Annotated in this window: 1 protein-coding gene and 1 pseudogene; both read right to left on the bottom strand. The window is 41.0% G+C overall.

Translation table 11 applies throughout. From position 1 onward, the window contains the following. On the bottom strand, window positions 1–640 hold a 640-nt coding region (locus AB4486_RS23445), incomplete at its 3' end, for a glycosyltransferase family 2 protein (RefSeq protein WP_372118947.1). After that, window positions 633–1,133, bottom strand: a pseudogene (locus AB4486_RS23450) (hypothetical protein); the annotation flags it as partial. The gene AB4486_RS23445 and the pseudogene AB4486_RS23450, both read right to left, overlap by 8 nt.

The following is a 1,133-nucleotide window of genomic DNA, read 5'->3' on the forward strand; positions in this document are numbered from 1 at the left end:
GGATCTTGAGACCATCACTCAAGGTGTTCAGCTTACTCGCCGTGCCTTCAGGCCTTGAGTGATAATGAGTGGATACTTCTTTGATCGACATATTGTGGTGCAATGCATGCACGGTTAGTTCCGTCTCAATTTGAAAGCCATCACTGAAAATAGGGACCGTTTTTACAAACCGGCGACTCATCACTCGATAGCCAGAGAAAACGTCATTCAATTGAGCATTGAACCCTTTATTTATCAGAGTCGAAAACATCTTATTACCCAAAATATGTCCCTTGGGATAAGCCATTGAAGTTCGCTCGCGACTGCCAATGATCATATCGAGCTTTTCATTATTTAGTTGGTCGATCAGCTCGGGGCATATTGAGGCGTCATAGGTATCATCACCATCAGCCATCACATAGATATCGGCGTCGATATCAGAAAACATCCGCCTCACAACCTCCCCTTTACCTTGGCGCGGCTCATGTCGCACAATCGCCCCTGCTTGTAACGCCTCGTTGACCGTGTTGTCGGTTGAATTATTGTCATAAACATAAATGGATGCATCAGGTAAGGCTTGTTGAAAAGACGTGACCGTTTCACCAATGGCTCCGGCTTCGTTATAACATGGGAGTAATACTGCGACTTTCTGTTTATTCATGCTCACTCCTTACTTTAAAAACTCGATAACCATCCTCAATTCCATCATATGTAACGTCTAACCAAGCCGGAATATTATCCCCATGAAGTCTCCTAACTAAAGAGTCCTCGCTTCCAGAGTCCTTTAGGAGAGTTAAATGAGGGTCATTACCGATCAATATATAATCAACCTTTTTATCGACTATTTTGTTTCTTGCTAGAAGCATGTCCTCTTCTAACATCACTTCGATTAAAAATTGGTTACCCACAATATTTCTATGATAAGGCGCGGCGATTATATTGTTGTTCGTTTTGGCCAATACAGGTGCACCTGTTTCTATTCCTGAAAGAATTGTATGAGAGTTAATACCGTTATCTTTTAGTACATTAAAGATACTTGGTGACTTGTATTCATCATCAAAGGTAGTGGTAATTTCCCCTGTTGGAGACAATGCAATAATGAAAAATGCTACCGATAACGGAGATCCAGAAAAAATAATGATGATTTTTAATAT

Origin of the sequence: Vibrio sp. 10N.222.55.C6 (genome assembly GCF_041473395.1) — a bacterium.
GTDB lineage: Bacteria > Pseudomonadota > Gammaproteobacteria > Enterobacterales > Vibrionaceae > Vibrio > Vibrio crassostreae_C.